Source organism: Geobacillus zalihae (assembly GCF_030414215.1).
Lineage (GTDB): Bacteria > Bacillota > Bacilli > Bacillales > Anoxybacillaceae > Geobacillus > Geobacillus zalihae.
The window spans coordinates 3,338,299-3,361,608 of record NZ_CP129217.1 but is presented as its reverse complement, the minus strand read 5'-3'; the positions used below and the strand labels follow the sequence as shown (position 1 = coordinate 3,361,608).

The following is a 23,310-nucleotide window of genomic DNA, read 5'->3' as shown; positions in this document are numbered from 1 at the left end:
GACATACATGAACCAATGGCATTTGTTTCTCGCGTTTTTCCGCGTCGGCATGCTCGGGTACGGGGGCGGGCCGTCCTCGATCCCGCTCGTGCGCGCCGAAGTGGTGACAAAATACCGGTGGATGACCGATGAAGAGTTTGCGGAAATTCTCGCCATTGCCAACGCCTTGCCCGGCCCGATCGCGACGAAGCTCGCTGGCTATATCGGCTACCGTGTCGGCGGCGCGCTCGGTTTAGTGAACGCCGTGTTGGCGACGACGGCCCCGACGGTCGTGTTGATGATCGTGCTGTTGGCCGCCTTATCCTCGTTTAAAGACACACCATGGGTCGCTGGGATGACCAAAGCGGTCGTGCCGGTCGTGGCCGTCATGCTTGCCGAGATGACGTGGCAGTTCGCCAAACAGGCGCGCGCCGCCCTCGGCTGGCGGCCGGCCGCCCTGCTCCTTCTTGCCTGCTTTTTGGCCTTGCAGTGGCTCGGCCTTCATCCGGCGCTTGTGGTCGCAGTGTTGCTTGCGGCCGCGTTTGTCGGCCGAAGCAAGCCGAAGGCGGTGGATAGAGACAAAGGCGGAGAAAGGAGGGCGTCGTCATGATCTACTGGCAGCTGTTTCTCGCCTTTTTTTGGCCCGGCATTCTCGGCTACGGCGGCGGCCCGGCTTCCATCCCACTCATCGAGCACGAGGTCGTTGACCGCTACGGCTGGATGACGGTCAACGAATTCAGCGAGGTGCTGGCGCTTGGCAACTCTCTTCCCGGCCCCATTGCGACGAAAATGGCAGGTTATATCGGATACGAACAAGCCGGCGTCCTTGGCGCTGCCATCGGAGTGTTTGCCAGCGTCGCTCCGTCGCTCGTTTTGCTGTTGGCGCTGCTTGGGCTCTTGTACAAATGGAAAGACGCGCCGCAAGTGAAGCGGCTCACCGCCTACATCCGCCCAGCGATCGCCGTGATGCTCGGGATTATGGCGATCGACCTTTTCCGCGAATCGTACGAAGGGGCCGGGCTCGGCCAAACGGCGTTTCTCACCGCCGCGAGCGCTTTTTTGCTGCTGGGCAAATGGCGCATCCACCCAGCGTACGTCATCGTCTTGGCGCTTGTGTATGGGGCGGTGTTTCTATCGCCATGAATGGTCTCTATGGCTAAAAAAGAAAGAAGGGATGCTTCCTCACAGTGACGGAAGCATCCCTCTTTTCGCCATTGTTTCCGTTGACAGGCGAATGGGCGCCCTTTCCCGACCGGGCTGTTGGCTGATGCGGCACGAGCGGCGTTTTGGCATACCCACATGCGGCGGCTCCTGTTCGCCCGAAGCCTCATTGCACCGTAAACGTCACCTTCGCCCGCGCGTTCGGCCAGTTTGGATCAGCGAGCCACCACTCAAGCGTATACGTCCCCGGCTCTAGACCGCGGAACGTTTCCTGAAACGACAGCTCTTCTCCTTGTTTTAACGTCCGTTCCTCATAAATTTGCGCAAACATCTTCCCTTCGCTGAACTGCTTCACCTTTTGTCCATCGCGGTATAAAACGTAGTCATACTTTTTCGAGCTCGTAAACGTCACTGTTTGCACGCGTTCGGTTTGGTTTTTGACCGTAAAGGTAAACACGTAAGCATCGTTTTGCCTTTCGTACGTGAGCGACGGCTCCAGCGTCCCGGCGATGATGCCTTTTCCGCCCGCGGGCGCTGGTTTGCCGGCCGGAGCGGGGCCAAGCAAATCGTCTTTCGCCTGCGGTTGATCACTGCTGTTTGTGTACATGAACAACGCACTCGCCGCTGCTGCTCCCACGAGCGCCGCAATGATGCCGATCGTCTTTCCGTTTCCCATTCTCGCTCCTCCTTTGACTTTTCTATTATAGTCGTTTCCCATTTTCTCTCCGTTACAAACCGCAAAAAAATTGTGAAAAAACCGTTGTCCGCCTTGATATTTCTGGTATATATGCCCGATTTGTCTAATAAAATGTTACAAATTGAACAGCAATGAGAGTGGTTGAGGTGGGGATCGTTCACAACCGGCAAGCGACGCGATGAAGACGCTTCTAAGACATCCAACGAAAGCGGCGCTCATCAGTGGCAAGACGAGTCTCATTTCACACTTCTCACTTCTCACATCCAACTTAGGGAGGGCGAGTGGTGTGCACGATTACATCAAAGAGCGTACGATCAAGATTGGCAAGTATATCGTGGAGACGAGGAAAACCGTTCGCGTCATTGCGAAAGAATTTGGCGTATCCAAAAGCACCGTGCATAAAGACTTGACCGAGCGGCTGCCGGAAATCAACCCGGAGCTGGCCCAAGAAGTCAAACAAATTCTCGATTACCATAAATCGATCCGCCATTTGCGCGGCGGGGAAGCAACGAAGAAAAAGTATAAAAAGCAGACGGTGAAAAACAACTGACTTTTTCCTTGCCATCTGCCGTTTGCAGTATCATTCCGGGAGGCAAATATGGTAGAATAAACAATTAGGAATGATTTTAGGGCAGAGGCAAGGAGGAGCAAGTCATATGTTTTCACGAGACATCGGCATTGACCTAGGCACGGCGAACGTCCTCATTTTCGTCAAAGGCAAAGGCATCGTGCTCAATGAGCCGTCCGTCGTGGCGATCGATAAACACACGAACAAAGTGCTGGCAGTCGGCGAAGAAGCACGACGAATGGTCGGACGTACTCCTGGGAATATTGTTGCCATTCGGCCGCTCAAAGACGGCGTCATCGCGGATTTTGACATTACCGAAGCCATGCTGAAGCATTTCTTAAGCAAGCTCGACCTAAAAGGCTTTTTCGCCAAACCGCGCATTTTGATTTGTTGCCCGACGAACACAACATCCGTGGAACGGAAAGCGATCAAAGAGGCAGCGGAAAAAAGCGGCGGCAAAAAAGTGTACTTGGAGGAAGAGCCGAAAGTCGCAGCCATTGGCGCCGGAATGGACATTTTTCAGCCGTGCGGAAACATGGTCGTTGATATTGGCGGTGGCACGACTGACGTCGCGGTTCTCTCGATGGGAGACATCGTCACCGCCTCTTCCATTAAAATGGCCGGGGACAAGTTTGATATGGAGATTTTAAACTACATCAAGCGCGAATATAAGCTGCTCATTGGGGAGCGAACGGCCGAGGAAATCAAGATTAAGGTCGCAACGGTATTCCCAGGCGCACGGTCCGAAGAAATCGACGTCCGCGGCCGCGATCTCGTCACCGGACTGCCGCGCACGATCACCGTTCGATCGGAGGAGATCGAACGGGCGCTTCGCGAGCCGGTGTCGTTGATTGTACAAGCTGCCAAAAGCGTGCTCGAGCGCACCCCGCCGGAATTGTCGGCGGATATTATCGACCGCGGCGTCATTTTAACGGGCGGCGGCGCATTGCTTCATGGCATCGATTTATTGCTGTCAGAAGAGCTGAAGCTTCCGGTGTTCGTCGCGGAGAATCCGATGGACTGCGTCGCCCTTGGCACCGGGCTGATGCTTGAGAACATCGACCGCGCGCCGAAATCGCAATTGATTTAACATCTTTCCGAAAGAAGTCTCCCACTTCTAAACGAAGTGAAAGTCGAAAGTGAATTTTAGTAAAACCGTGGGACACACGGGGATCGCTCGGTCAACTTCCCATCATGAGATGGGATTACCCGAGAAGCCCCCACCTCTAAGCGAAGCGTAGGTGGTGGGAGTATGTCACAAAGCCGTCATGCCCTTTGGCCAAGAGATGGTTCATCTGGATCAACCTTATAGAGTCAACCTTTTGCGTCATTCAGGCGCAGACCGCTTTGGAAGGACGTTTTTCTCATGGCGTGAAAAATGGATACAACCGCCGCCGGGACAAGCGAGGCGGGCAAAAAAGGAATGGCGGGGGATGCCGCGGCTGCCTTTGCCCGCTTATAATGAAAGTATGGAATGGAAAGGAGCGGAGCGGCAGGGCAACGCGCCGCCCGCTTGACCATAGGGAACACCCCATCTGCCGCTGCCCAAAGAGCGGCCGCGGCTTTTTCTGATCGATCGGACAAGCGAGGTGCTAGTCATGTTGAGAGGGTTGTACACCGCCGCGAGCGGCATGTTGGCGCAAGAGCGGCGCGTGGATTGGTTGACGAACAATTTGGCGAACGCCGAAACGCCGGGATACAAAGCCGATGCGGCCGCGATGAGAGCGTTTCCGGAACTGTTGATGAGCCGCCTCGAGGATCAACCGATCCCGACCGCCTCAAGGCGCGCCATCCCGACGCAAACCGTCATTGGGCCGCTCGTTACGGGCGTCTATATGCAAGAACTCATCCCGAACTTCCGCCAAGGGGATATTAAAGAAACCGGTCTCTCCACTGATGTAGCCTTAGTCGATGGACAAGTCCCGGTCGACCCGGCAAGCGGGCAGCGCGGGGCGCTCTTGTTTGCCGTCGAAAACGGCCAAGGCGACATCCGGTACACGCGCAACGGCCATTTCACCGTGAGCCCGGACGGCTACTTGACGACGCAAGAGGGTTGGTATGTGCTTAATGCCAATGGCGAGCGCATTCCGCTCTCAAGCGAGCGGTTCTCGGTCCGCGACGATGGAACGATCATCGATGAGAATGGGACGGCCACCCGTCTCGGCGTTGCATTCGCCGCCAATCCGCAAACGTTGGTGAAGGAAGGAAACGGCTTATTCCGCAGCACGACAGGGTCGTTGCCGCAGGCGCCCGGCAATGTGACGTATACGGTGAAACAGCGTTTTCTCGAGCGGTCGAACGTGGACGTTGAGCGGACGATGACCGATTTGCTCGCGGCTTACCGAACGTTTGAAGCAAACCAAAAAATCATCCAAGCGTACGACCGCAGCTTGGACAAGGCCGTCAATGAAGTCGGCCGCCTGAAATGATGACAAAAGGAGGACAAGCCCGTGCTTCGTTCGATGCTCACCGCCGCCAACACGATGAACGCTTTGCAAGAGCGGCTCGATACGATCAGCCATAACATCGCCAACAGCAACACCGTCGGCTTTAAACGGCGCGAAGCGAGCTTTGCCGAGCTCTTGACCCAACAAATCGACCGCCTGCCGAACGACGAAGCGCCGCGCCAAACGCCGCCTGGCGTGCGTTACGGCAACGGGGCGCGTCTCGCTTCGACGATGCTCATCACCAAGCAAGGCGCGCTGGTGGAAACCGGCCGCCGCTTGGATTTTGCCTTGACGGCCGAAAACCAATGGTTCCGCGTCCGTCTGGCCGATCAAAACGGCGCGGAAACGATCGGCTACACCCGCGCCGGCAACTTTTCGCTTGCGCCCATGAACGGCGAGCTTGCTTTGACAACAAGCGACGGCCTGTTTGTGCTTGATGAAAGGAACGCGCCGATTGTGCTTCCCGCCGATGCGCATGACGTGCAGATGTCCCCGACTGGGACGTTGACGGCAACCAATGCCGACGGCCGCGTCGTCGCCCGCGTCAATTTGGGCGTCACCGTGATCCGCCGTCCGCAGCTTCTGGAAGCCCGCGGCGGCAATGTCTATGCGCTTCCCAACGTCCCAGGCGCGGCCGAAGAACTGAACGGCAACTTGCGCGGCCAAATCGGCGTCAAGCAAGGCGTCTTGGAACAGTCGAACGTCGACCTTGGCGAAGAAATGGTCGGCCTAATGGCGACAAGCCGAGCGTATCAGCTGAACGCCCGCGCCATTTCCATCTCCGAACAAATGCTCGGGCTGATTAACGGCATGCGCTCCTCATAAGGAGGATCGCGATGAGTGACGAGAGGCATCAAGAACCTATGAGCTCGCCGTCTTCCCGGATGGCAAGGCGGAAAGGACGAGTAAGAAAGAGCCCGCCGGCTTCCGCCGAACCGGAAGCCCAAGCTCTTTCGGCTGAAGGGGAAGCGGCTGCGCCGCGCCGGTTCGCGCGCACCCGGCTCATCCCGATTTGGCTTCGGCTCATCATCGTCGCCGCGTTGATGGCCATAAGCCTCGCCGCCGGCGCGGTCGTTGGCTACAGCGCCATCGGCGATGGGAAGCCGCTCGATGTATTCCGCCCGTCCACGTGGAAGCACATCGTCGATATCGTCGAGAAAGGAACGGATCGCGGCTGATGAAGCCGCCCAAGAAGAGAAAGGAGTTTGCCCATGCTTGACATCCAGCAAATCCAGTCCATCATCCCGCACCGCTATCCGTTTTTGCTTGTTGACCGCATTCTGGAAATCGAAGAAGGCAAGCGCGCCGTCGGCATCAAAAACGTCAGCGCCAACGAATCGTTTTTCGCCGGCCACTTCCCCGAATACCCGGTCATGCCCGGCGTGTTGATCGTCGAAGCGCTCGCCCAAGTCGGCGCCGTCGTCCTCCTGCAAAGTGAGGAAAACCGCGGCCGCCTCGCCTTTTTCGCCGGCATCGACAACTGCCGTTTTAAAAAGCAAGTCAAGCCGGGCGACCAGCTCCGCTTGGAAGTCGAAATCCTCCGCGCCCGCGGCGCCATCGGCAAAGGCAAAGGCATCGCCACCGTCGCCGGCGAGCTTGTCTGCGAAACGGAGTTGATGTTCGCTCTTGGCGACAAACGAGCCGACTGAACAAAACGCGTTCCTTCGGGGAGCGCGTTTTTTTGTCGGCTGCGCTATATAGCGAACGAATGAAAAGTTTCTTTCTGGGAAAGATAAACAAGGACCGGCCTTACATAAGGTCACCACAATAACAGAAAGGAGCAGATAGGATGAAGAAAAAAGCGTTGCTGATCCGGCTGTTCAGCGCTCTTGTCGCCCTCTTTTTAGCGGCGGGATGCAATATGAACCGCGACAACAACAATCCGCCGCCGCCGAACAACAATCAAAACGATGTCAACGACCAAGACATGAACCCGGCCGATGACATCAACCAAAACGATGACGTCGACAACGACAAAGACAATGACGGCATCCCAGACAACCGCGATACCGATTTGAACGACAACCAAAACAATCAACTCCCGCCGGGAGACGACACGAACAACGGACCGGGCGACGATGAGCGCGATACGGTTCCGGACCGCGAAGACCCGATCGAAGATCCGAAAGATGCGAATGACAAAGATAATAAGGATGAATAGTGCAAAACGAGGATTCCCAAAGGGTTGGTGCAAAAAAACGCCCTTTGGGGCATCCTCGTTATTGTTTACTTCGCTGCCGTCGCCTTCAGCTCGAGATGCTCTTTCAACTCATTCGAAATCGCCAGCCGTTCGTCCTCAGGCACGATCAAGTAGTAAATGCCATTGATTTTCGTCCCTTGTCCCGTAATATGCAGTTGCTTAATGTGCTTGCGGGCGTCTTTGTAATTCGCCTGAATGTCTTTCATTTCCTCAAATGTCAAGTTTGTTTTCACGTTTTTCCCGATCGCCGTGAGCACGTCGCTGTAATTCGCAAGCGACGAGAAGCTGGCGCCTTTCTCAATAATCGCTTGAATGATCTGCTTTTGCCGGTCCTGACGCCCGAAATCGCCGCGCGGGTCCTCTTTCCGCATGCGCGAATATTTCAACGCTTCATCGCCGTTTAACGTAATCTCGCCTTTCGGAAAGTGCGTCCCTTCATACGTAAACGCGAATGGGTTGTTCACCGTCACCCCGCCGACCGCATCGACGATGTCGCGGAAGCTTTCCATGTTGACTTTAATGTAATAGTCAATTGGAATATCCAAGAAATGCTCGACCGTCGCCATTGTCATCTCCACTCCGCCAAAGGCGTACGAGTGGTTGATTTTATCTTCCGTCCCTTTTCCAACGATTTCGGTCCTTGTGTCGCGCGGCACGCTGACCATCTCGATCGACTGCTTATTCGGATTCACCGTCATCACAATCAGCGTATCCGCGCGCCCGCGATCCCCTTTGCGTTCATCGACACCGATCAACAAAATCGAAATCGGCGTCTTCCGTTCAAACGAAACGTCTTCTTTCCGCTTCTCCGACTTCCAGTTGACGTCCTCATGCATTTGGTTTGCCGTCTGTTTCACATGATGATAAATGGAGTAGGCGAATATTCCTGCTCCAGCGAATAACACGACGAGCAATCCCGTCACCCAGCGGAGCCATGTTTTCTTCTTTTTCCGACGTTTTGCTCTCATGGGCACTCTTCCTTTTTCATTTAGAAATTTTCGTGTACATCATTTAGATTATAGATCGTTTTCCAAGAGAAGACAACAGGGCCCGTTCCGTCTGCAGGCAACGTACAACGTCATCTGCAAGGAATACGAAAAGTCCAAAAATTAAAGAGGTTAGTAAATGATTTTGAGCAACATCCAATGTAATGAAGAACGCCGCTGGGGTTAGTATCGGGTATTAGATTATACAAGGTTTGAAGATGGACCAGAAGTATTAACAAAACGGATCGGCGTTGCCGCAGGGAAAAAACTTAAGCTATCAAATGCATTATCACCGAAGTGAAGTGTGGACCATTATTAAAGGGGAATTTGCCTTAAATGGGGAAATCCGCCGCGTTAAGCCAGGTGATGTGCTTGAAATCCCTGTTGGCGCAAAATATGGGATTAAAGCGATTACGGATTTAGAATTTATTGAGGAGCAAACAGGAACACAGTTAATTGAGGATGATATTGTTCGTATTTATATGACGCGGGAAGAAGTAGAAGCAAATTGCTTCTCTGTGGTAAATAGCGGATTTTGATTGCTGGGGGAATGTATTTCTTCTAGCAGTGTCTTTTTTATGGTTTTAGTTGTCTACTTCGCTTCTTCTCTACTGTCTGCCTTTGGAGAAACATAGTCGGAGTGCCTCCTGCTTATTCCTGAGTTAATTTTTACCAATTTTTTGGCAGATGAAGTACTTTGCCTGGTTTTCATTGTAAGATAGACAAAATGCGGGACGTACGGAGATGGGGTGGTTACAAGCCTTGTGGATTGGCATGTTTGAACCTCTCCCACCTCACCTGCATCTTTGTGTAGGTGGGAGAGCATTTCAAAAGGGAACGCTGGAAAAATGCAATGTACATCGTGCAGGGCTAATTGCTTAAAGGATATCTTATAATCGAGAAAGGGTAAGGCGTTTGAGCGAGATCCCTTGGCTCTGTAAAAGCTCCTGAAGCCGTTTGTTCCAAAATTTAGGGAGAAGAGCTGGTGAATTGATCATGTATTTGAGAAGCTTTTTTTGGTTTTCTAAATGGAGATTCATAAATAGAGAAGAATAGTTGGTTAAAAATTGACTTATGGAGCGGATTTGTTGTTGAGATAACGCTTTGGCGAGGGCGGCTTTGTAAAGTTCGGCGATGACGTCTTGGTTTAGCCAATGATGGGTAATGGTGAGTCTCCCAATCATGTTGAGCGTTTCCCTGCTCGTTGGATTTCCTGAGGTTTCGTTCAAATATTGCACCAGGGAGGGGATGTCATTAGAGTATTGATATTTGTTTAACGAGCTTCGTTCAAAAATTGTCTTTCTTATTATTTCATCGTCAGTTATTCCTATTGCCTTGAGGAGATCTACCATTTCTCTTTTTACAATTGGGGGTGTATATTGATTTTCAAATCTACGGGCAATTTTCAGTAATTGTTCTTTTGGGCTGGTATACTCTTCAACGAGACAAGGAACAAGTTCGTTATCATGAAAAAGTGAATGAAATCTCGGATAAGCTCCTACAAGATAGTAGACATCTTGATAGGGGTCCTTTTCAACCGGGACTAAAAAATCGTAAATTTCCAAATATGCCTTTAATTTTTGCGCTCTCACCTGATAGGTATGGGTAATCTTCTCGTTGAATACTGTTTGAATCTTGCTTTTTGGTATATAAACAATATTTCCTCCCATCTGGAAATCACCTCAAGAAATTATATGGGGAGAATCATTTGTCCTATGCTAGTTGAACTAGGTGAAAAAAACACATATGTATTAAAATGGAATCTGTTTGTTGTAATCATGATAATAATTCTAACTTTATAAACTATACCTTTCGATAGGATTGACCATTTCCTTTGTGGCAAACCGCTTAGTCAGCGAGTCTGTGAAGCATGCGGTGAAGGATGATTGAGCTTGCGTTTCGCCTCTGCACGGTGTTTGTTAGAGGGAGAAAGGTGAATTAGAAAAAAAGGACGATTAGCTGGGGATGGGAAGCAAAAAAGATTCTCCCAAAGAAAATCCCCCTTCCCCGCCATGCGGGTGGGAGGAGGGTCAAAGGTATTTCACCATCGCTGTTTCATCGCAACAGTCCAGTTTCGGGCAGTTGACGCAATCAATCCACACTTTTTCCGGCAGTGTTGATTTATCTACGATCTCAAACCCGCATTTTCGAAAAAACTCCACTTGGTACGTGAAGGAGATTAACCGCTTCACCCCGAGTCTGGCCGCTTCGTTCGAAATATGGTCGACGAGCAGGCGGCCGATTCCTTTCCCCATATGGTCGGGAGATACGACTAACGAACGGACTTCCCCGAGATCTTGCCCTAGGATATGCAGTCCAGCGGTGCCGACGATTTGGCCGTTCTCCCTGGCGACATACATGCATTGCAAGTGCTGGTAGATGGACAGCAGCGAGCGAGGCAGCACCAATCCTTTTTCCGCATAGTGTTGAATGAGTGCGTGCATGTCTTTGACATCGCTCGTGACGGCATGGTCGATTTGCATTTGGATCCCTCGCGATCAATCGTCATTGTATGTTTATAAATATACAGTATTTTGTTTTTATATTCAACTACAGATTTTCGTTGGCTAGGGGATGTTTCTGCCAAACGCTGCGCGGCGGTAGGAGGGAAAAAGAATGCCATTGTCGAAGAAATAAAGTGGCTTTTTGAAAGCAGAGGGAATATGCATTGGATGATGGAATATTGGTCGATTGAATCGTATGGAAGTGAGGGGTTTTCATGAAACGGGGGGGGGGAAGGACATGAGCACGATCACGACATTTGATAGTACGGTAGAGAGTTTGCTTGATTTGCTTGAGAGCATTCAAGAATGCCGAACACAGCTTCCTGATTTTCAGAGAGGCTGGGTTTGGGATGACGAGCGGATTCGAAATCTGTTGATCAGTGTTTCTCTCTCTTATCCGATCGGTGCGGTGATGATGCTGCAGACGGGAAATCCGAATGTCCGTTTTGCCTCAAGGCCGATCGAAGGGGTCGATAACGTGAACCAAGTTGAGCCGGAACGGCTGATTCTTGACGGTCAACAGCGGCTGACGGCGTTGTTTCAATCATTGAAATTGAAAGCGCCTGTAGCGACGAGAGACAAGAGGGACAAGGCAATCAAACGGTTCTACTATATTGACATTGACAAAATGTTAGATCCGAGCGTCGACCGGGAAGAAACGATTGTCAGCGTCCCGGAAGATCGAATCATTCGCGGGCCGGGAGGGAGAGTCGTTCTTGATTGTTCTGATTTGGATAAAGAATGCGAGGCGGGAATGCTTCCCGTGAATTTGCTTTTCGATCCTGCGGGGTTGTTGGCGTGGCAGACGCGCTATTTTTCGGATCCAGCGAGGCTTGCGGAACGGTCGTTGAAATGGCAAAAGCTCATGATGGATGTATTTCCTCGTTTTCAGCAATATCAAGTGCCTGTTATTATGCTTCGGAAGCCGACTCCGAAAGAGGCGGTTTGCCAAGTTTTTGAGAATGTAAACACGGGGGGCGTCTCTCTGACCGTCTTCGAGCTTCTTACCGCCACATTTGCGGCGGAAGATTTCAAGCTGAGGGATGATTGGGAAGAGAAGGAAGCAAAATTAAAGAGATCTGGAGAAATTTACAACAAAGTGTTGGCCGATATCAGCAGCACCGACTTCCTGCAGGCAGTTGCGTTGTTGGCCACGTACAATCGACGAAAAGCGGGGGACGGCGTGGCGGTCAGCTGCAAGCGGCGCGACATCTTGCAGTTGACGTTGGCGGATTACCAAAGATGGGCGGATCGGGTGACGGAAGGGTTTATTCAGGCGGCTCAATTTTTGCATGAGCAGCATGTGTTTTCTGCGCGAGATTTGCCGTACGGAACCCAGTTGATCCCGCTGGCAGCCATTTTTGTCGAGCTGGGAAAAGAGGCGCACAATGTTCGTGTCCGTGACCGAATCGCCCGTTGGTATTGGTGCGGGGTGTTGGGCGAGTTGTATGGAGGTGCGACGGAGACGCGGATTGCCCGTGACGTGGTGGAGGTCGTCGAATGGATTCGCGGTGGTGCGGAGCCGACGACGGTGCGGGATGCCCATTTCGCCGCTGACCGTCTCTTCACGCTGCGCACGCGGAACAGCGCCGCTTATAAAGGGTTGCACGCCTTGCTCATGAGGGAAGGGGCGCGGGATTTCTTATCTGGGGTGCCGATCGATATTCAGACGTATTACGGCGAATCGATTGATATTCACCATATTTTCCCTCGTGATTATTGTGAAAAACGAGGGATTGAGAAAGCGAAGTACGATTGCATTATAAATAAAACCCCATTGTCCTATAAAACGAATCGGATGATTGGCCGTGATGCTCCAAGTGTATATTTGAAGAAATTGGAGGAGAGGAAAGGCGTTTCGGCAACGGTGTTGGATGACATCCTGCAAACGCATGTCATTGATGTGACATCCATAAGAGCGGATGATTTTGACCAGTTTTTTGAAAAAAGAAGGCTGGCTCTGCTTGCGATGATCGAGCGGGTGATGGGCAAGAAAGTGGAGTGAGTGGGATGGGCGGATGTTGCAGGGGAGAGGTTTTGGTTTATATTTCAAGGAAAAGGACCTTTAGGCCCTTTTTTGGCAAATGCCTTGGAACGACGTATCCGCGGGGAGATCAAAGGGGGAAAGCTTGATGGAAAAACAGGAACAGATACATTGGCTGCTGGACAGCAGACAAATGGAAATAGAATATTTAAAAGAAATCATAAGAAGTTTAGGCAATACGAAGGAGAGGCTTTTAGACATCATTACTAACCCTGGGAATTATGATGAACAAACGGTTCAACGAGCATGGGATCATTTGAAAATGATCGACCTAAGATTGTTGGGGGAAAGAGACTGGGTAAAAATACATAATGAGATGATCAACGTCAAGTGGGAATTGAAAAGGATCCGGAAATGGTGCCGCCAGCGGAAACGGGATCATGGTGATGGGAAATGAGGGCACCTGTTTGTCAAATATGTATGGACAAAAGAGGGGGAAACTGTTTATGGGTGAAGGAGAAACATCCTTCTTCGACGTCTGATCGTTATGCATCTTTTGTTTTTCAAAAAGACGGCAGCCCCAAGGATAGGCTGCCGATTTTCGTGTTTACGCATTGCTTCTGGAGACAGTTCAACAGCGACGCGGATGGCCTCGAGCATGCTTTGCTCGCCGGCTAAGTTTTTTCGGCAATGTCCAAGGCAGTGCCGTGGTCGACCGAGATGCGGATGATACCGTCCTTGAGGACGACGGTGAAGTTCTTGCTCGCTAAAAATGGCAGGCGAGCGTATGTCAGTTCGAATGTACTGTTTTTTGATTGCTTGCTGAGGTAGCCGAAGCTTGCCTCTGCGGTATGGTTTTTCCTAAAAAGAAGGTGACAATGCCTGCCAAGGCGAGAGACAAGGCTAAGAAATAAAAGCCTGCATGGTAGTTCCCTGTTAGGTCTTTGAGTACACCAAAGAATTTTGGTCCGTTGTAACCACCAAGGTTGCCGATGGCGTTTTGCAAGCCCATGGCTACACCGGCTACTTCAGCAGGAATAATGGCCGTCGGGATCGCCCAGAGCGGCCCGTATGGTGCATATACGCCGATTGCTGTGATGGATAAGAGAATCATTTTTAACAGAGGTGTTTCTACAAACTGTCCCATTATCATAGCGCAAGCTGCTACAAACAACGGGATGACGACGTGTTGTGTGCGGTTCATGCGCCGATCCGACCAAGATGAGTTCACAATCATGCCAACGAGCGCGCATGTGAACGGAATGGCGGTCAACCACCCCATGACAGATGAATCGTCGGTGAACTCACTGACAACGCTAGGCACCCACATCGTATAACCGTAAAATCCAGTCATCCAGAGGAAGTACATGATGACAAGTCCCCAAACGGCTTTGTTTTTAAATGCAGCCGCATATCCTTGAGATTTGGCGGATTGGCTTTGTGCAGCAGTCAAGGCGTGCAATAATTGCTGTTTTTCGTTCTCATCCATCCATTTAGCTTCAGTTGGACGGTCTTTAATCATCGCATACCATACAAACGCCCAAACAATGGGTGGGATGCCTTCCAAAATGAGCACTGTCTTCCAGCTGAAATGCTTCAATAAAATGCCTGTGATTGGCGCCATGAGGATGGCGGAAACAGGCAAGCAAGCCATCCAAAATGCGTTAGCCCGCGCTCGTTCTTGAAGGGTAAACCAGTTGGCGAGCAATACGAGAACCGCTGGCCAAACCCCTCCTTCAGCTACGCCTAGCAAGAATCGAACGAGTTTTAGCTGTCCCTCGGTTTGAACAAAACCAGAGGCCATAGCGGCCAATCCCCAAAGGATCATCAAGATAAAAATAAACTTTTTGGCTGACCATTTTGTGGCTAAGATGCCCCCAGGGATTTGCAATAATAAATATCCAATGAAGAAGATTCCAGCGATATCTCCAGCTGCAGAAGAAGAAATATTTAAATCTTCCTGTATATAAGGCATCAACACACCTATGTTAATACGATCCATATACGCAAGCATGTACATGATAAAGGCGACAGGAATGATTCTTGCCCATTTTGATTTCATCGTACTCCCCCATTTTACATGAAGATTTTTTCGCAACCGCTTTCAAATAGCGTGTGATGGAAAGCAATACGGACAAAACTACTGCCCGATTGCTTTCGGTCAGCTGGACGGTTTATGCTGTTTGTAAGGAGCGAAACCGTCCAGCGTATTTAGCGGCCACTTTAATGCATTCTTCCATACTTATGCTGCTTGCAATGCCTTTTCCTGCGATGTCGAACGCGGTTCCGTGGTCAACGGATGTGCGTAAAAATGGAAGTCCATTGGTAATCGAAATGGTTCTTTCAAAATCGGCCATCTTTGCGGCGATATGACCTTGGTCATGATAAAGGGAAAGAACGGCATCATAGCGTCCATTTAAAGCATGATGGAATACTGAATCGGCAGGAACAGGGCCAATCGCGTTGATTCCCTTTTCTTGCGCCATTTGAATGCCTGGGAGAATCTCATCGATTTCTTCCCTTCCAAACAGCCCATTTTCTCCACCATGTGGGTTTAATGCGGCAACGGCGATTTTCCGATTTTCTACTCCCAAGCGTTGTAGGGCTTGATCACAACGAATGAGATAGTCGCAAACTCTTTTTTTTGTCATGGCAGCGATGGCATCTTTCAAGGACAGATGTCTCGTTAAGAAGAAAATGCGCATATTTCTTACTTCAAACATCGTCAGCGGATCATCGGTGTTGGTCAAAGCAGCTAAAATCTCTGTATGGCCGATAAAAGGAACATTGGCAGCTTTCAGCGACTCTTTATTGATCGGTGTGGTTGCTAAAGCTGATACGCTTCCATTCAATGCCAAACGAACAGCCGTTTCAATATATTCATAGGCTGCCTTGCCACATTGTGCTTGGACTTTTCCCATTTCAAGGGTGTCCACATTTACATTGTTCAGTGAAATAACATCAATCGTTCCGTGTTCATACTTCCCTTCGATCTTCTGTGTCGAAGGAAGCGAAGATCGACGGAGATGGGAAACATTGACCAATCGATTGCACGAACATTGAAATGGGCAAGAAAATTAGTGATTGATATATTGCTGAAAAGAGAAAATGCCATTGCGTTTGACCCACCTTAATAAAGAGAAATGTTTAAGCAGCAATTTGCTAAATCAGGCTGCTGTTTTTTGTGATAATATTCTAAATAAAGAAGGGAGGAGTGTAGAATGAGAGAAGAAGAGTTTCGAAGATTCTTAATGAACGACAGCAATATAAAAAGCAAAGTGAAAGCAGTTCATTCAAGAGTAGCAAAGGCTTTAAGGGTCGAACGAGAGCTGAACGTCAATTTAGATGATATTGTGAAAAATGATGAAGCCATGTATCATTTGTTGCTGCAAATTCAAGAAAGGCTTAATGATAAGCTATATCATAATGCTTATCAAAATGCGGTGCGAAAATATTATTTGTTTGTGAACGGAAAGGAGTTTCCGAGATTAAGGCGATATTAACAAGATGCAGTCAGAGTTTGCGGGTAACTATTCAGCCCGTACATAGAAAAAATTTACGAGAGCCGGTTTGTTCGTACCTTCCTTGTCTATACGAATTACCATCATAGACATGGGAGGTGAACACAATGGCAAATGTTGCTTTTGGCTTCCAAGAAGCGGTCTTCACACTCGAAAGCATGGTGGCAAACATCGAACGTCAAGCCCAGACCATCGAAAAACTCATCAACGAAAATAAACAGTTAAGACAAGAAAACCAGCAATGGAAAGCACGTATTGCAGAATTAGAAGCCCGTACGAAAAAAAACAGTACGAATAGTCATTTTCCGCCGTCCTCTGACCGGTTTGGGGCGAAATCTCCTTCTCGCCCACCGTCGGAGAAACGGCCGGGAGGACAGCCAGGGCACCAAGGAACGACGCTTCGCCCATCACCGAATCCTGACCATCGAGTCCTTCACCGTGTGACCCAATGCAAAGGATGTGGTCACTCGTTAGAACATATCGATCCACTTCAAGTAGACATTCGCCAAGTGTTCGACTTCCCAGTGGTTCGCATGGAAGTCACTCAACACGAGCGGGAAATCAAGCGTTGTCCTGAATGCCGACTTGTCCAGCAGGCGGAGTTCCCTTTTTATGTCACGAATCATGTCCAGTACGGTCCAGCTATCACTTCCCTTATTTTATACTGGAATCACGCGCAGTTGATCCCGTGCGAGCGTGTCACGGAGATGGTCAAAGCGCTCACTGGCCATTCGATGAGTGCAGGCAGTGAACATGACGAGACGGTGGCAGCCTGTGGCAGAAGCCGCGATTGAAGAAATCGAAGCCGCGCTGCTCACCCCGAGCACGCTGCACGTCGATGAAACGAGCCTGCGTGTGAAAGGAACGAAACAATGGGTGCACGTCGCTTCCACTTCCAAGGAAACCCGATACGGGATTCATCGCTTGCGTGGCAAACAAGCGGCGGATGACATCGGGATTTTGCCGCGGTACAAAGGAACGATGGTGCATGATGCGTATGCCGTATACCCGATGTATACGCAGGCGAGCCATGCCCTTTGCCACGCCCATCATCTCCGGGAGCTTCGGGAGTATACCGAACTTTACCATCACTCTTGGAAGTCCGGTATTGGGAAGCGGTGTACGACGAGCTTCTTTCGAATGGGCGCCAGGAACTCGATGAACGTTGCCGACAAGGCAATCATCTCGGTGTCCGCAAAGCGGAACATTTCATCCGGCGCCTAGAAGGCCGGTGAATCATGTTTGGTGCCTGTCACCGCCCGAAATTTTGCCGTTTCCATTGTCATAGGTTTTGATGAATTCGTGGAATAAAAAGGATTTTTTGAGGGTATATAGAATCGGTTATAAATGGCATGAATTTCTTTTCACTTTTCATGGCCGATTGCGCTGCGGTGCACTGGAAAAGGCCGACGTTTGGGGTGAAATGAACAGAGAGTCTTCAGCGGGGAAGGAGGGCATAAGGTTGATGATGGGGGAAGCAATATCAGCTGGAAATGATTTTGCATGGGCGAGGCAATCCCGTTAACTGGACGCAGAAGCAAGTCAATGTTTACCTGAAAAACGCCGCTGGCAAGAGGGGATGCCCACGATAAACGACTGTAACGAAACGGGTAATGAGTACATACCCGAACCCATCAATCAAGGCCAAAGGTCCGAGACAGGTGCGGTCGTCTTATGACTGGACATGTTTCTTCAGCGCACAGCGGTGTGTATCAACGGACAAAGGGAGGAGAAGGACGTGAAGGAAGAAATAGTGCTGGTAAAAATCCATCATACATTGGCAGAGGGAAAAGACTACTATGAAGCGATACGTGGAAACTGGCTGATAAGCGAACGGAGGTTCCCGTATATCCAGTATGTAGTAGGGATCAATCATGGAAAAATCGTTTGTGCTTTTCGTCCTGAAAAGTGGGAAACTATCGAGGAAAAAGGTCAGAAAAAAAGGCGGTTTGAGGGCGTAGAGGCTCCAGTAGAAATTCTGCAGAAGTTGCGACGGAAGGAAAGTGAAATAGCGAGAAGATTCAAGGGACAAAATCCCGTCAGGTATCTTTCTTTGGACGAACTGGAGAAAATGTAAACCGCACTTCAACAGCGGGCATCTTTGTTTATGGCTGAATATTTTTGCATGGGTGATCCTAGGCATAACGGCGGTGTGGCGAAATAAGATGTACATGGTGAGGGTGATTTTGGTTAACAAGGGACAGAGTCGGGCGCCAAGGTGATGCATAAGGAACGAAAGCGCTAGGGGCGGTGGGGTTTGGCTGACGGGCATACAGACTAGTGGAATTAGGCCGGGGTGAGGAGAGGGCGCAACACGGTGCAGGGATGGAAGGTAGCGCTGGCCTATCGAGGAGGGAAGTCGGCTGTTAGGAACATGCCTCAGAGTGACAACGCGCGGAAAGGTGAAGGGAAGGCTCGATGGAACAAGGGGAACAGATGCCCTGGCTGCTAGACAGCAGACACGTCGAGATGGAATGTTTGAAAGAGATTGTGAAAAGCCTTAGCTATACAAAAGAGAAGTTGTTGGAGATCATCACCAACCCCGGAAATTACGACGAAGAGACGGTTCAAGGAGCGTGGGATCATTTGAACATGATCGATGAAGGACTATTGGCGAGGAAAGATGTGCTTCTTTCGGCGAAGATCCACCATTCGCTCATGGAGGTCAAGAAGGAATTGAAAAGGATGAGGAAGCTGCGTGGTGAACGGGAACGTCCGCTGTCGCAAGACCGTGGCGACGGGGAATGAAGATGTCATCTCACTTGGCGCTTCTTTTTGAAAAGCTTGGTGGAGCGAATGGTTAGAAGGGAGAGGGCGAGTCTACATAACCGTTGTCATCTTGCCCGATGGTGGCGAAGGGGAGTGATTGTTCTGAGAGGATGTATATAGATGCAACGAAAAAGTTTAACATATCCTTGATGGAAAAGTCGCTTGTCCATTTTTCGACTGTCGAAGGCAAGCCACAGGCTTGCCTCCGTCACGCCAAGGCGTGACGGAAGACCGAACAACCACCCGCTTCACAGACCCATAACCCATACATGGGTCTGAAAGCGGCGTTGTTCGGTCGCCCGACAGTCGATCAAACGCCCGCTAAAAGCTGCAAATGGTAAAGCTTCAAATTGCATCTATATAGAAAAAGGTGAAAATGTAAATGAAGAAAATAATTCTTCCTGTAATTTTATTCGTCAATCTTGTTTTTATAGTGGGTTACCTCATAGATACTGGGTTCCCCTTCGGTTCTTTATGGCTAGTATGGCTACCCTTTTTCGTTGCTGGTATCATCCTGTCCATTATGTTTCTGGTTCGTTATAGAAAGGAATCCAATGCTAGCCTATTTTTATCGCTTGCTGTCTTGTTAAGTAGCCTTAGTTCTTTAGGTCTTTGGAGTTTTTATTATTATTTAGCTCGTGTTATGGGAGGATAAGAGCGCGAAAAGAGGCTGTCCCCATAGCCATCAAGTGAAGCCTTGGAGCGAGTAGCTCCAAGGCTTCACTTTTCATCTTTGGAGGCTGTGACCGTGAGAATATATAAAGATAGGCATGCCAAATACACCTTCCCTAATAGAAGGTTTTTTTCATGGTATGAGGCGGGAATTTCTTACGACACCGGCATGATGACCAAACTCTCGATAATGTCTAAAGCGCTCTTTTTTGTATAACGCCTTGATTTTTTCCGTGTTGAGCGATGATGTCACACAGTTTTAAAAGGAGTTGGACAACTAACGCCTCAGAACACCATAAGGCTTGAAAGAAATCCATGCCGAACTCCTTGATCATACTCATCGCCTTATATTCACTCAATTCCTTTTTCTGTTTTCGATAGAGCCATTCCCGCATTTTAAACATGACAGTGGAGCTGATCAATAAGGCAATCAACGTTCCATACAGGTGGCACTGAAAGCGAGCCCCTTTCATCGGTTTGAATCGATGAATGTGAAACAGGGATTTCCATGTCTTAAATACCACTTCAATTTGCCAGCGAAGAGAATACAGCGTATGAATTTCGTGCAAAGAGGTATAAATCGCTGGAATATTGGTGATATATACATATATTGGGTGGGGGGCGTCGCGTCACGTACGCGGCCCCTTTTCGTTTCGCCTTCTGTTTCCATTGTCCTTCCTTCTGTCGCTCCTGTTCTTCTGTCAGCCGATACACAATGAGCCGCGGTTGATGAACTTTCTTTCCACTGACATACGCATGTTCCAGTTCCATGGTTTCTCCGGGTTGCAGCACCGCAAGGAAATCCTCTGGTTCCCATTTTCGAAATCGGTCCCCTTCTTTTTGGTAAATCCCTACATTGTGTTTGAGCCGTGAAATAGAAAAGGCTCCGGCGTCATGAATGGCTTGCAATCCCTCAAGCGAAAAATAGCCTAAGTCTTTCAAACAAAGGTCTCCCTCTTGGATGGTCGATAAAAGGGACGCTCCGTAGGCGGCGTCGTGATGACGGGCATCTTCGACGTCCACATGGAGAAACTTCCCTTCTAGCCATTCATATTCTAGCTGAATTTTCACCCCAGGCTCCGTACATCCCTCGTAAATCCCCCGGATTTCAGGAGGCAGTTGAAACGACGTGGAATCGAGAATGCGAATCCGGCGAAACAGCGAATGTCTTTGACATAAGTGACGGGCTTCCTGAGTCTGATGAATGAGCAGTTTTTCAAACACCGCTTTGAGGAAACTCACCGCTTTTTCATTAAACCGTTGATGGAGCCCTTCCGCACTCAGAGAGGTGTTTTGCTTGAGAGCTAGAGCACTGCAAAGCTGCACCAATGATTTTTGACCGCCTCCTTCCTGGAGAAATGTGCAAAGTGCCACGAAATCATGGGCGCGTAATTTCCCCTTTCGTTGAATAAATTGATGATCTCGGGCCATATGTTCGAGTTCTTCGCACGATAACACGCTTCTTAATCCGTCTAAAAAACCATGCCATTCTTCTTGGAGAGATAAGGACGTCTTCAAAAAAACCACCCTTTCTAAGACATTATGAGGTCTTCAAAAGGATGGTCAAATCAGGCATATATTTATTCCTGTTTTCTTAACTTGATGGCTATGGGGGGAGAGGCCCAAGCATGCGTTGCTGATTGTCGTTTGCCGCGTATCTGCGGAGGGGTCTTGCCTAACTTGTATGTTGGGAGGCATAGGAATGCAAAGTCCTGTCTGGGGATTTTGGATCAGATGGGGAGCAGTCGGGCAGTCAAACGGCAAAGGCGGGCGAAGCGGGCTGTTGTGCGGATCGATGGCGCATAAATGTTAGGGATTGGCGAATCTATGGAAACGAACATCTAACGAACCATATGCGAACGGGAAATCCGTCCTGATGACAGGGCGGTTTATTTATGGGAAAAAATCTGTGAACTAGTCAACACCGGAATGCTGGGAAGTCCCTATGTCCTGGGCCTTCGTTCTTAAAAATTTTATGGAAGGAAAAGGGTTCTGAGGAAAAAGGTCGAAATTAAACAACGGACATCTACATAAAAGGACATGGAGGGAATTCCATTGAGTGTGTTTCGGGAACTTGGCAGATTAGCAGGGAAAGCAGCAGGGGCATTGATCGGAGGAATGGTAAACGCAGTCGGCGAGCTGGCGGACAGCCGCTTTCTCAAAGAGGTCGGAGACGGGGTGAAAAAGGCGTCCGAATTCGCTGGCGACACGCTCGGCCAGGCAGTTGACGGCGCATGGAACACGGCTTCCGGCCTTATCCAGAAGGACGAGGCGAAGATCGAGAGAGGGCTGGAAAACATCGGCCAGTCGATTTCACGCACGGCAAAAGGCGTATATGAGACCGCTAAACATACATACCAAAGCGGCAAGGAAGTGTATGAGGGGATGTGCGATGATGACGTCCAAAAGGTGAAAAACGGGCTGGCCAGCATCGCCAAAACGGCGGCGATAGGAACGTTGGCCGTCGGAATTGTCGACATGATCGATGGGGCAGACTACGGCGATGGGGTCGAGGGCAGTGAAGATGTGAACTTGGAAACCCATGGTGCAGATGATCCGAATCAAGCGGTCAGTTCCGCGTCCCTTGAAGCAGCTGCGGATATCGAATCAGACGAAAGCCCGGGAACGCACCATATCCGCCCACACTGGGTGGACGGGCATTGGCGTGACGGACAGTGGATTGAAGGATATTGGCGCGACGGCGACGGGAACATAGACGTGAACTTGACCGAGGAACAGGGCGGCGGCTATGAGCGGACGAATCCGGACGGGAATTCGGAGAACAACTTCACGTCGGCCTGAAGGCCTTTGGGGAGTGCGGTGCGCAGCCGCGATGAATCGCAATCGATGGTTTTGACGATTGGAGCCGTTCATATATGGGGAAGGGGGGCTGCAGGGTGCTGGATCGGATCAAAGGCGGACTGTTTGGGGTGGCGATCGGGGATGCGCTTGGGGCGACGACGGAGTTTATGAGCGCTGATGACGTCCGCCGCAAGTATGGAAAGGTGACGGACATCATTGGCGGCGGTTTCCTTGACTTGAAGCCCGGGGAAGTAACGGACGATACGGCGATGACGATCGCGGTGGCGCGGGGGATCATTCGCGATCCGACATGCCCGATTCATGACATTGGCGAAGAGTTTTTGCGGTGGTACGAGACTGACCCGCCCGATGTCGGCATCATCATCCGCACGGTGTTGAGGCGGTATCAGGGCGACTGGTTTGCGGCCGCGGTGCAGGCTTGCGAGGAGTTGGGGGGAAGATGTGCAGGCAATGGATCGCTGATGCGCTGTTTGCCGATCGCGCTGGCGTATGCGGACCAAGAGAAGATGGAAGAAATAACGGCTTTGCATTCCCGCATGACGCATGCGGACGAACGGGCGACAGAGGCGTGCCTGATTTACAACCGCGTCGCCTTTCGGGTGCTTCAAGGAGAGCCGCTCGCCAAGGCGATTCGGAAAGAAGTGGAGCATACCCGTTATGAGCCGCTGCTTATGGTGACGCCTGCCTACCCTCCTGACGGGTATGTCGTCCATACGATGGGGTGGGTGCTGCATTGGCTGCTCCGTTGTGACTCGTTCGAAGATGTCGTCATTTCGGCGGCGAATATGGGTGGAGACAGCGATACGATTGCAGCCATTGCGGGAGGACTGAAAGGGCTGGAAATCGGATACAGCCAGCTGCCGAAGCGGTTTGTGGAAGCGATCGTTTGCGCTGATGAATTGGAAAAACTGGCGTTGCAATTGGCGGATGTTCGGCGTTCGTTCAGTTCGAGCGGTGCGGATGGGGCGAATGGAATGAGGGACAAAGAAGGATAGGGGG

At 50.4% G+C, this 23,310-nt stretch carries 23 protein-coding genes and 4 pseudogenes; 20 read left to right on the top strand and 7 right to left on the bottom strand.

Annotated elements, in window-relative coordinates:
- The first annotated feature begins 7 nt into the window (after window positions 1-7).
- Complete coding sequence (locus QWV57_RS16945; protein ID WP_060788591.1) at window positions 8-589, top strand: chromate transporter; 582 nt, start codon at window positions 8-10, stop codon at window positions 587-589.
- Window positions 586-1,122, top strand: coding sequence for a chromate transporter (locus tag QWV57_RS16940; RefSeq protein WP_301100147.1), 537 nt, complete (start codon window positions 586-588; stop codon window positions 1,120-1,122). Before QWV57_RS16945 ends, QWV57_RS16940 begins: the two co-directional genes overlap by 4 nt.
- Window positions 1,123-1,306: 184 nt before the next feature.
- On the opposite strand, the gene QWV57_RS16935 is transcribed toward QWV57_RS16940, so the two are convergent.
- On the bottom strand, window positions 1,307-1,816 hold the full coding sequence (locus QWV57_RS16935) for a BsuPI-related putative proteinase inhibitor (protein ID WP_301100146.1): 510 nt from the start codon (window positions 1,814-1,816) through the stop codon (window positions 1,307-1,309).
- A gap of 307 nt (window positions 1,817-2,123) precedes the next feature.
- On the opposite strand from QWV57_RS16935, the gene spoIIID reads away from it, so the two are divergent.
- The 7 genes from spoIIID to QWV57_RS16900 all read left to right on the top strand — a co-directional run bounded on the left by spoIIID (window position 2,124) and on the right by QWV57_RS16900 (window position 7,013).
- Window positions 2,124-2,387 carry a sporulation transcriptional regulator SpoIIID gene (spoIIID, locus tag QWV57_RS16930; RefSeq protein ID WP_011232801.1) on the top strand — a complete coding sequence of 88 codons (264 nt, stop codon included), beginning with the start codon at window positions 2,124-2,126 and terminating at the stop codon, window positions 2,385-2,387.
- A 106-nt stretch (window positions 2,388-2,493) separates the two neighbouring features.
- Window positions 2,494-3,495 (top strand): rod shape-determining protein, encoded by a 1,002-nt coding sequence (locus QWV57_RS16925; RefSeq protein WP_301100145.1) that lies wholly within the window; start codon window positions 2,494-2,496, stop codon window positions 3,493-3,495.
- Between the two features lie 508 nt (window positions 3,496-4,003).
- Window positions 4,004-4,834: a flagellar hook-basal body protein gene (locus QWV57_RS16920; protein WP_301100144.1), complete on the top strand. Its 831-nt coding sequence runs from the start codon at window positions 4,004-4,006 to the stop codon at window positions 4,832-4,834.
- Between the two features lie 21 nt (window positions 4,835-4,855).
- The gene (locus QWV57_RS16915; RefSeq protein WP_301100143.1) at window positions 4,856-5,677 is read left to right on the top strand and encodes a flagellar hook-basal body protein; all 822 of its coding nucleotides are present in this window, start codon (window positions 4,856-4,858) and stop codon (window positions 5,675-5,677) included.
- Between the two features lie 11 nt (window positions 5,678-5,688).
- Entirely contained in the window at window positions 5,689-6,030 is a 342-nt protein-coding gene (locus QWV57_RS16910; protein WP_301100142.1) for a DNA-directed RNA polymerase subunit beta, read from the top strand.
- A 33-nt stretch (window positions 6,031-6,063) separates the two neighbouring features.
- Entirely contained in the window at window positions 6,064-6,501 is a 438-nt protein-coding gene (gene fabZ, locus QWV57_RS16905; RefSeq protein ID WP_033006707.1) for a 3-hydroxyacyl-ACP dehydratase FabZ, read from the top strand.
- A 140-nt stretch (window positions 6,502-6,641) separates the two neighbouring features.
- The gene (locus QWV57_RS16900; protein WP_301100141.1) at window positions 6,642-7,013 is read left to right on the top strand and encodes a hypothetical protein; all 372 of its coding nucleotides are present in this window, start codon (window positions 6,642-6,644) and stop codon (window positions 7,011-7,013) included.
- Between the two features lie 65 nt (window positions 7,014-7,078).
- On the opposite strand, the gene tagU is transcribed toward QWV57_RS16900, so the two are convergent.
- Complete coding sequence (gene tagU / locus QWV57_RS16895) at window positions 7,079-8,020, bottom strand: polyisoprenyl-teichoic acid--peptidoglycan teichoic acid transferase TagU (RefSeq protein WP_301100140.1); 942 nt, start codon at window positions 8,018-8,020, stop codon at window positions 7,079-7,081.
- A 138-nt stretch (window positions 8,021-8,158) separates the two neighbouring features.
- On the opposite strand from tagU, the pseudogene QWV57_RS16890 reads away from it, so the two are divergent.
- A pseudogene (locus QWV57_RS16890) lies at window positions 8,159-8,577 on the top strand (phosphomannose isomerase type II C-terminal cupin domain); the annotation flags it as partial.
- A 351-nt stretch (window positions 8,578-8,928) separates the two neighbouring features.
- Here QWV57_RS16890 and QWV57_RS16885 read toward each other — a convergent pair.
- Both QWV57_RS16885 and QWV57_RS16880 read right to left on the bottom strand, forming a co-directional pair.
- Window positions 8,929-9,708 (bottom strand): hypothetical protein, encoded by a 780-nt coding sequence (locus QWV57_RS16885; protein WP_301100139.1) that lies wholly within the window; start codon window positions 9,706-9,708, stop codon window positions 8,929-8,931.
- 360 nt (window positions 9,709-10,068) lie between these two features.
- Window positions 10,069-10,521, bottom strand: coding sequence for an N-acetyltransferase (locus QWV57_RS16880; RefSeq protein WP_301100138.1), 453 nt, complete (start codon window positions 10,519-10,521; stop codon window positions 10,069-10,071).
- Window positions 10,522-10,780: 259 nt separating this feature from the next.
- On the opposite strand from QWV57_RS16880, the gene QWV57_RS16875 reads away from it, so the two are divergent.
- From QWV57_RS16875 to QWV57_RS16865, 3 genes are all read left to right on the top strand, one after another.
- On the top strand, window positions 10,781-12,547 hold the full coding sequence (locus tag QWV57_RS16875; protein WP_301100137.1) for a GmrSD restriction endonuclease domain-containing protein: 1,767 nt from the start codon (window positions 10,781-10,783) through the stop codon (window positions 12,545-12,547).
- Between the two features lie 127 nt (window positions 12,548-12,674).
- Window positions 12,675-12,983 (top strand): hypothetical protein, encoded by a 309-nt coding sequence (locus QWV57_RS16870; RefSeq protein WP_301100136.1) that lies wholly within the window; start codon window positions 12,675-12,677, stop codon window positions 12,981-12,983.
- A gap of 53 nt (window positions 12,984-13,036) precedes the next feature.
- Window positions 13,037-13,204 carry a hypothetical protein gene (locus QWV57_RS16865; RefSeq protein WP_301100135.1) on the top strand — a complete coding sequence of 56 codons (168 nt, stop codon included), beginning with the start codon at window positions 13,037-13,039 and terminating at the stop codon, window positions 13,202-13,204.
- Between the two features lie 112 nt (window positions 13,205-13,316).
- Here QWV57_RS16865 and QWV57_RS16855 read toward each other — a convergent pair whose 3' ends face one another.
- Both QWV57_RS16855 and pdxA read right to left on the bottom strand, forming a co-directional pair.
- Window positions 13,317-14,588 (bottom strand): MFS transporter, encoded by a 1,272-nt coding sequence (locus tag QWV57_RS16855; protein ID WP_301100134.1) that lies wholly within the window; start codon window positions 14,586-14,588, stop codon window positions 13,317-13,319.
- Window positions 14,589-14,700: 112 nt separating this feature from the next.
- Window positions 14,701-15,516, bottom strand: a pseudogene (pdxA, locus tag QWV57_RS16850) (4-hydroxythreonine-4-phosphate dehydrogenase PdxA); the annotation flags it as partial.
- 231 nt (window positions 15,517-15,747) lie between these two features.
- On the opposite strand from pdxA, the gene QWV57_RS16845 reads away from it, so the two are divergent.
- The 5 genes and pseudogenes from QWV57_RS16845 to QWV57_RS16825 all read left to right on the top strand — a co-directional run bounded on the left by QWV57_RS16845 (window position 15,748) and on the right by QWV57_RS16825 (window position 19,471).
- The gene (locus tag QWV57_RS16845) at window positions 15,748-16,029 is read left to right on the top strand and encodes a hypothetical protein (RefSeq protein ID WP_035018965.1); all 282 of its coding nucleotides are present in this window, start codon (window positions 15,748-15,750) and stop codon (window positions 16,027-16,029) included.
- 125 nt (window positions 16,030-16,154) lie between these two features.
- Window positions 16,155-17,279: pseudogene (gene tnpC, locus QWV57_RS16840) on the top strand (IS66 family transposase); the annotation flags it as partial.
- A gap of 506 nt (window positions 17,280-17,785) precedes the next feature.
- On the top strand, window positions 17,786-18,124 hold the full coding sequence (locus QWV57_RS16835; RefSeq protein WP_044743696.1) for a hypothetical protein: 339 nt from the start codon (window positions 17,786-17,788) through the stop codon (window positions 18,122-18,124).
- A gap of 341 nt (window positions 18,125-18,465) precedes the next feature.
- Window positions 18,466-18,795 (top strand): hypothetical protein, encoded by a 330-nt coding sequence (locus QWV57_RS16830; protein ID WP_301100133.1) that lies wholly within the window; start codon window positions 18,466-18,468, stop codon window positions 18,793-18,795.
- 403 nt (window positions 18,796-19,198) lie between these two features.
- Window positions 19,199-19,471 carry a hypothetical protein gene (locus QWV57_RS16825; RefSeq protein ID WP_035018403.1) on the top strand — a complete coding sequence of 91 codons (273 nt, stop codon included), beginning with the start codon at window positions 19,199-19,201 and terminating at the stop codon, window positions 19,469-19,471.
- A 173-nt stretch (window positions 19,472-19,644) separates the two neighbouring features.
- Here the strand turns inward: QWV57_RS16825 and QWV57_RS16820 are convergent.
- Window positions 19,645-21,006: pseudogene (locus QWV57_RS16820) on the bottom strand (IS4 family transposase).
- 537 nt (window positions 21,007-21,543) lie between these two features.
- Here QWV57_RS16820 and QWV57_RS16815 point away from each other — a divergent pair.
- Window positions 21,544-22,290 carry a hypothetical protein gene (locus QWV57_RS16815; RefSeq protein WP_301100132.1) on the top strand — a complete coding sequence of 249 codons (747 nt, stop codon included), beginning with the start codon at window positions 21,544-21,546 and terminating at the stop codon, window positions 22,288-22,290.
- Window positions 22,291-22,385: 95 nt separating this feature from the next.
- Window positions 22,386-23,306: an ADP-ribosylglycohydrolase family protein gene (locus QWV57_RS16810; RefSeq protein ID WP_301100131.1), complete on the top strand. Its 921-nt coding sequence runs from the start codon at window positions 22,386-22,388 to the stop codon at window positions 23,304-23,306.
- Window positions 23,307-23,310 lie beyond the last annotated feature (4 nt).

What these genes read in the sequence shown, in the direction of transcription:
- QWV57_RS16880 (WP_301100138.1), bottom strand. Translation starts at nt 10,521, where the DNA reads ATGCAAATCGACCATGCCGTCACGAGCGATGTCAAAGACATGCACGCA.
- QWV57_RS16885 (WP_301100139.1), bottom strand. Translation starts at nt 9,708, where the DNA reads ATGGGAGGAAATATTGTTTATATACCAAAAAGCAAGATTCAAACAGTA.
- QWV57_RS16830 (WP_301100133.1), top strand. Translation starts at nt 18,466, where the DNA reads ATGGAACAAGGGGAACAGATGCCCTGGCTGCTAGACAGCAGACACGTC.
- QWV57_RS16940 (WP_301100147.1), top strand. Translation starts at nt 586, where the DNA reads ATGATCTACTGGCAGCTGTTTCTCGCCTTTTTTTGGCCCGGCATTCTC.
- QWV57_RS16875 (WP_301100137.1), top strand. Translation starts at nt 10,781, where the DNA reads ATGAGCACGATCACGACATTTGATAGTACGGTAGAGAGTTTGCTTGAT.
- QWV57_RS16925 (WP_301100145.1), top strand. Translation starts at nt 2,494, where the DNA reads ATGTTTTCACGAGACATCGGCATTGACCTAGGCACGGCGAACGTCCTC.
- tagU (WP_301100140.1), bottom strand. Translation starts at nt 8,020, where the DNA reads ATGAGAGCAAAACGTCGGAAAAAGAAGAAAACATGGCTCCGCTGGGTG.
- QWV57_RS16855 (WP_301100134.1), bottom strand. Translation starts at nt 14,588, where the DNA reads ATGAAATCAAAATGGGCAAGAATCATTCCTGTCGCCTTTATCATGTAC.
- QWV57_RS16910 (WP_301100142.1), top strand. Translation starts at nt 5,689, where the DNA reads ATGAGTGACGAGAGGCATCAAGAACCTATGAGCTCGCCGTCTTCCCGG.
- QWV57_RS16845 (WP_035018965.1), top strand. Translation starts at nt 15,748, where the DNA reads ATGAGAGAAGAAGAGTTTCGAAGATTCTTAATGAACGACAGCAATATA.
- QWV57_RS16945 (WP_060788591.1), top strand. Translation starts at nt 8, where the DNA reads ATGAACCAATGGCATTTGTTTCTCGCGTTTTTCCGCGTCGGCATGCTC.
- QWV57_RS16870 (WP_301100136.1), top strand. Translation starts at nt 12,675, where the DNA reads ATGGAAAAACAGGAACAGATACATTGGCTGCTGGACAGCAGACAAATG.
- fabZ (WP_033006707.1), top strand. Translation starts at nt 6,064, where the DNA reads ATGCTTGACATCCAGCAAATCCAGTCCATCATCCCGCACCGCTATCCG.
- QWV57_RS16920 (WP_301100144.1), top strand. Translation starts at nt 4,004, where the DNA reads ATGTTGAGAGGGTTGTACACCGCCGCGAGCGGCATGTTGGCGCAAGAG.
- QWV57_RS16825 (WP_035018403.1), top strand. Translation starts at nt 19,199, where the DNA reads ATGAAGAAAATAATTCTTCCTGTAATTTTATTCGTCAATCTTGTTTTT.
- QWV57_RS16935 (WP_301100146.1), bottom strand. Translation starts at nt 1,816, where the DNA reads ATGGGAAACGGAAAGACGATCGGCATCATTGCGGCGCTCGTGGGAGCA.
- QWV57_RS16900 (WP_301100141.1), top strand. Translation starts at nt 6,642, where the DNA reads ATGAAGAAAAAAGCGTTGCTGATCCGGCTGTTCAGCGCTCTTGTCGCC.